Here is a 6309-nt window from a genome sequence, read left to right as displayed (position 1 = left end):
TTTGTATTATTATGCGACAGAAATAGAACGAAAACTAGTAACAGTTACGTGGAATGAAATAGAAGCTTCTACAATTCCTAAAGAGTTTAATAATAAAAAAATATTGCAGTTTTCAGATGTACATTTAGGACCAGAGTTTACACTGAAACAACTTGAACATTTAGTGGAGAAGATGAATGAATTACATCCGGATATAGTAGTTTTTACCGGAGATTTAATAGATAAATTTGGGTCTTATAGTGCGGAAAGAGAAGAAGCGAAGGTTATTTTGCAGAAAATTTACGCTCCCTTAGGGAAATATGCTGTGTTTGGGAATCATGATAGGGGCGGGGGCGGTAGTTTATTTTACAAAAAATATATGGAAGAAGCTGGTTTTTCTGTATTAGTAAATGAAGTGCAGAAAATTAAAGTGGAAAACGGCAAATATATTATAATATCAGGTTTGGATGATTTTCTATTAGGGAAGCCGAAAATAGATTCAACTTTAAAAAACTTGAAACAAAATGATTTCAACATGTTATTAGTACATGAGCCGGATGTTGTAACCAAAATAAATCGTTACCCAGTTGATCTTCAACTGTCAGGACATAGTCACGGAGGACAAGTCCAAATTCCTTTTGTAGGTCCGTTAATTACTACCAAACTAGCTGAGCAATACGTTGAAGGTATGTATGAAGTAGAGGGGAAGAGTAAGCCGTTATATTTATATGTAAATCGTGGCATTGGGATTACTAGGATGCCTGTTAGATTTTGTAGTGTACCTGAACTTTCAATTTTTGTGTTGAAGCAAAATAGTAACTAGAATATTTAACAATATGATTCCAAGGAACGTGCGATGTAGGTCGATGGAAAACAGTTTCTTAAAACTTTAGATGTGACAAAGTAATTTTCATAAATAAAAAACAACAATAGGACCTATTGTTGTTTTTATCCTTCATTGATTGTCCATAAATGTCCGATTGATGAGGGCTAATTATAGTTTTACTTTGTTATTTTTGCAAGGAAAGACCATCAAAATATGTTCTATAGTTATTTGAGAATTCAAAGTTGTTTTTTGCATCCCAATTAATAGACCAAGACATTAGGCCGCGGAATGCAGGATAGCCACTCTGGTTAGAAAGTTTATACTTTCCTCCGAATGGAACTCCTTTAATGATATAATTTAAAGCTTTTTTCATTTCAGTTGGCGAAATATATCCACCACTTGGAGCTGCCGCTGGTGCTGCTGGAAGCCCAATCATGACTTGATCTGAACGAAGAGCTGGGAAAATGTTATTTGCATTACCACCTACAGGAAAACCATGTAAGAGCATATCTGCCATAGCGACCTCGTAGTCTGCAGTACCTTGATTGTAGTTATTACCGTCCATTCCAATCCCGCTACCAGCGTTGTAGTGTTGAACGTGAATGTATGTTAGTTTATCTTTCACTCCGTAAATAATTGGTAAATATGCACCCCATATGCTTCCATATGCGCTATATCCGCCTTGAACATAAGCTGTTTCAGGGGCCATGCTTAATAGAAAATCTGGACCATAATGATCTGAGATTGTTCGAATAGCTGAAATAAGATTTACGATTTGGGGAGTAGTTGGGTTTTTGAAGTTAGTGTCATTTCCGTTTAAGTAAATACCTGATTCAAGGTCAATATCTATTCCGTCAAAACCGTATTTATCGATCAGAGATTGTATGGAATTAATAAAACGATCCTTAGCGGCATTGTCAGGAAGTAAAACGACCCCATTTTGTCCACCTATTGAAAGAACTACTTTCTTTCCTTTACTTTTTAAATACGAAATATCTGATTTGAATTCTGCATCTGTACCATACACAGGAGAAAATTCAACAGTGGAACGATCACCACTAGTTTCACCAAAAGATACATTGATTACATCCCATTTTGGTGAAACGTCTTTTAATTTAATAATGCCAGTACCGTTATCAAAATTATGCCAGTATCCAACGAGTAATTTTGAACCTAAATTGTTTGCTGCTTGTGATTGGAAAGGGGATAGCGGTAGAAGTAAGAACATTACTAAAATACAACAAAAAAATTTGAACTTGTTTAACATATCAACACTCCTATACAAAAAGTTGTCTAGATGTATAATCTTGTTTATTTAATAATATCTGAAAATTCTTTCTTTTGTAAAGGGACTATAATTTTCTCAACAATTGTGTATGGGAAAGTATTAAACCTAATGTAATAATTTTTAAAGGAGGTTGAATTTTAATTGTTGAATTCAGAATATTTTGATATATTTTAAAGTATAGGACAAAATCTTTCGCACAGTACTCTTACATAAATTTCAAAATTTAGTTTGGAAGGGGATGTACAAGATTTGGATAAAAATCTAAAGAAAGACCTCAAAATACGCCACATTACAATGATTTCAATTGGCGGTGTAATAGGGGCTGGTTTGTTTGTTGGAAGTGGTGCAGTTGTGCATTCGGCAGGACCAGGTTCTATCGTTTCATATGCATTAGCAGGACTTCTAGTCATTTTCGTCATGAGAATGCTAGGAGAGATGGCAGCTGTTAATCCGACAAGTGGTTCATTTGCAACGTATGCAAGAGAAGCGATTGGTCCTTGGGCGGGTTATACAATAGGCTGGTTATACTGGTTTTTCTGGGTAATTGTTATTGCAATAGAAGCCACAGCAGGTGCTGGTATTATCCAATATTGGATTCCACAAATACCGCTTTGGTTATTAAGTTTAATATTAACAATTTTATTAACACTGACGAACGTTTTTTCGGTGAAATCATTTGGAGAGTTTGAATATTGGTTTTCTTTTATTAAAGTAATAAGTATTGTTTTGTTCCTTTGTCTAGGTCTTGCTGTTATTTTAGGATTTGTTCCAGGAACAGAAGCACCCGGCACTTCGAATTTAATTGGACAAGGTGGATTTATGCCAAACGGTATAAGTTCGGTACTGCTTGGAATTACTGTCGTTATATTTTCATTTATGGGATCAGAAATTGTAGCGGTAGCCGCAGGTGAATCTGCAGAACCTGTAAAAGCAGTAAAAACAGCAACAAACAGTGTGATTTGGCGTATTCTTGTATTTTTTATTGGGTCTATAGTGGTAGTTGTTACGCTACTGCCATGGAATTCAGCAAACATATTAAAAAGTCCATTTGTAGCTGTATTGGAACATATAGGAATACCAGCTGCGGCACAAATTATGAATTTTATCGTTTTAACAGCTGTACTCTCTTGTTTAAATTCGGGTTTATATACAAACTCAAGAATGCTTTTTTCGATGGCAGAAAGAGGAGATGCTCCAAAGGCGTTTTTGAAATTGAACAGTAGTGGTGTTCCAGTTCGGGCCGTTTTATTTGGAACTTTCTTCGCTTATATTGGCGTTGTGTTTAGTTACATTTCTCCAGATAAAGTCTTTTTGTTTTTAGTGAATGCATCTGGCGGGATTGCGTTACTAGTTTATCTCGTTATTGCAGTTTCGCATTTAAAGATGCGTAAAAAAATGGGGAAAGTGGAACAACAAAATTTGAAAGTGAAAATGTGGCTTTTTCCGTATGTAACGTATGTTACAATTGTTGCTATTATAGCAGTTTTAGTTGCGATGTTCGCAATTGATACTTTACGTTCACAAGCACTTTTAACAATGTTTGTTACTGTTCTTATCATACTTTCTTATTTTATTTTTAATAGAAATAAAAATAGCACAGTTTTGAATCCTAAAAGTAAGAATGAGGAATCTGTTCGATTCTAATTTTCTAATTTTCTAATTTTCGAAGAGAGTTACACCCAGTCATTGCTATAAAAGAATCATATATAATCATAGAAACAAGTAATTACTATTGTCATAGTGGATATAAACTTTTTTCTTGACTTTTTATACGAAGGCGAGCAAAATGGTAAAAAAGGAAGGGGGGATGATAATGGAAGAGTACGTATTAGAGCTGTATAACCTGTTATATACGACAGAATGGCAAGATATTGTTTCGTTTCTAGGAATCGTATTTTGCATGAAAATTGTAATTGTATATATGGAAGAGCAAGGTATGTTCTATTCCTTCTCATCCCCGTTCGATATGCAGCGCGAGCCGTTGCTAAACTATGCCAATGTGAATTACGAACAAATTCCTTTTGTTATTTTCTTTATGATTCGATTTATTACAGCAATTGTAAGGAAAAAGGAAAGTGACGATGAAGAGTGCCACTCAACTTGTAATATAGCGAATGTTTTTTAAGCTAAATACAAGGAGGAGATTTATATGTGGTTTCGATTTCTTATGATTGGTTTCTTTTCATTAACAGCAATTTCTTTAATGGGATATCAAGTGTCTGAAATTTTTCAAGCATATAGCGATACATTTTTTAACAAAAACTAATCGCGTTGCTATTTGAATAATAAAGCGATAAAATCCTTCTTAAGAAGTTTTATTAAGAAGGATTTTTTCTTTGTCTTATCTTGCTGTGTCAAACTATTGTCACATTTACACTGTGAATAGTATGTTAAAATAGTGAGGTTACGTATACATATTTGAAGGAAGAGGGAGTGACCATTTTGGTGGATCAATCAACAAATCAGAAAAGCTATGCTCCTATTGTGATAACGCTTTCTGTAATTGTAAATGCGATTATTTTATTTTTGTTCTTTGGACCTGTTGGCTATGAAGGAGAATTACATTTTGATGTAACAATTTTACCAATGTTAAATGCAATTTTTAATAGCTTTACGTTCGTATTCTTATTAGCAGCTCTATACTCTATTATTAAGAAGAATGTGAAAATGCACCGTGGTTTCATCCTGGCAGCATTTACAACGACGTTGCTATTTTGTGTTTCTTATTTATCTTATCATTACTTAGCGCCAGCAACACATTTTGGCGGAGAAGGATTCATTAAATATGTGTATTTCATCATTTTAATTACACATATTATCCTGGCAGCAATTATTGTACCGCTTGCATTGTTTGCACTTGTATTTGGTTTTACAAATCAATTAACACGTCATCGTAAAATTGTACGTTGGACGATGCCGATTTGGTTATATGTAAGTTTATCTGGTGTTATTGTTTACTTAATGATCTCACCTTATTACCAATAAAAAATCTCAGCCTGTAGGCTGGGATTTTTTTATTAAGCAAATATTTTTGTGAAATGAAAAAAATATGGTATACAAAAGTATAGTTGCTTTTCATATAGAAGGGATGGTAAAGGAATATGCAAAATTTTGTATTTCGTAATCCAACGAAACTTATTTTCGGTAAAGGTCAATTAGAGCAGTTAAAAACTGAAATTCCACAGTTCGGTAAAAAAGTTCTTCTCGTATACGGGGGAGGCAGCATTAAAAGAAACGGTATTTATGATAATGTAATTTCTATTTTACAGGATATAAATGCAGAAGTATTTGAATTGACAGGTGTTGAACCGAATCCACGTGTATCAACTGTAAAGAAAGGGATTCAAATTTGTAAAGAAAATGGTGTTGAATTTATTTTAGCAGTTGGTGGAGGAAGTGTGATCGACTGTACGAAGGCAATTGCAGCTGGTAGTAAGTACGATGGAGATGTATGGGATATTGTAACGAAAAAAACATTTGCTAATGAGGCATTACCATTTGGTACTGTACTTACTCTTGCAGCAACAGGATCTGAAATGAATGCAGGCTCGGTAATTACAAACTGGGAAACGAATGAAAAGTATGGATGGGGTAGCCCGGTTACTTTCCCGCAGTTTTCAATTTTAGATCCAGTTCATACTACTTCTGTACCGAAAGATCAAACAATTTACGGTATGGTAGATATTATGTCGCACGTATTAGAGCAATATTTCCACAACGGAACAAATACAGAACTACAAGATCGTTATTGTGAAGCTGTTTTAAAAACAGTAATTGAGACAGCTCCTAAGCTTTTAAGTGATTTAGAAAATTATGAGCATAGAGAAACTATTTTATATTGTGGTACTATGGCGTTAAACGGCATTTTAGCGATGGGAGTAAAAGGAGATTGGGCGACTCATAATATTGAGCATGCAGTTTCTGCTGTTCATGATATACCGCATGGAGGCGGCTTAGCAATTCTATTCCCTAACTGGATGAAGCATGTCGTAGATGAAAATGTAAGTCGTTTTAAACAGTTTGCTATTCGCGTATTCAATGTAGAAACAGATGGAAAGACTGAGCGAGAAATTGCGTTAGAAGGAATTCAGGCATTACGTCAATTTTGGACTTCAATTGAGGCACCAGTAACATTATCTGATTATGCTATTGGAGAAAATGAAATTGATTTAATGGTGGATAAAGCGATGGCTTATGGTGAATTTGGTAACTTTAA

Annotated in this window: 6 protein-coding genes; 5 read left to right on the top strand and 1 reads right to left on the bottom strand. The window is 34.4% G+C overall.

Annotation, left to right across the window (positions count from 1 at the left end):
- The first annotated feature begins 1 nt into the window (after position 1).
- The gene (locus ACQGS6_RS21210) at positions 2 to 802 is read left to right on the top strand and encodes a metallophosphoesterase (RefSeq protein WP_426965542.1); all 801 of its coding nucleotides are present in this window, start codon (positions 2 to 4) and stop codon (positions 800 to 802) included.
- 187 nt (positions 803 to 989) lie between these two features.
- Here ACQGS6_RS21210 and ACQGS6_RS21205 read toward each other — a convergent pair whose 3' ends face one another.
- Complete coding sequence (locus tag ACQGS6_RS21205; protein WP_000932445.1) at positions 990 to 2072, bottom strand: chitinase; 1083 nt, start codon at positions 2070 to 2072, stop codon at positions 990 to 992.
- A gap of 270 nt (positions 2073 to 2342) precedes the next feature.
- Here ACQGS6_RS21205 and gabP point away from each other — a divergent pair, with 270 nt between their 5' ends.
- The 4 genes from gabP to ACQGS6_RS21185 form a co-directional block, all read left to right on the top strand.
- Positions 2343 to 3737, top strand: a complete 1395-nt coding sequence (gene gabP, locus ACQGS6_RS21200) for a GABA permease (protein WP_074625427.1) — start codon at positions 2343 to 2345, stop codon at positions 3735 to 3737.
- 142 nt (positions 3738 to 3879) lie between these two features.
- A complete protein-coding gene (locus tag ACQGS6_RS21195) occupies positions 3880 to 4218 on the top strand; it encodes a hypothetical protein (protein WP_002005644.1) in 339 nt (112 codons plus the stop codon).
- Positions 4219 to 4535: 317 nt separating this feature from the next.
- On the top strand, positions 4536 to 5078 hold the full coding sequence (locus tag ACQGS6_RS21190; RefSeq protein ID WP_000228314.1) for a DUF420 domain-containing protein: 543 nt from the start codon (positions 4536 to 4538) through the stop codon (positions 5076 to 5078).
- 116 nt (positions 5079 to 5194) lie between these two features.
- Positions 5195 to 6309, top strand: a 1115-nt coding sequence (locus ACQGS6_RS21185) for an iron-containing alcohol dehydrogenase (RefSeq protein WP_426965541.1), incomplete at its 3' end; no start/stop codon positions are given.

The organism is Bacillus sp. GMs2/2, from assembly GCF_050172095.1.
Classification (GTDB): Bacteria; Bacillota; Bacilli; order Bacillales; family Bacillaceae_G; genus Bacillus_A; species Bacillus_A cereus.
This window is presented reverse-complemented; position numbering and strand designations above follow the sequence as displayed.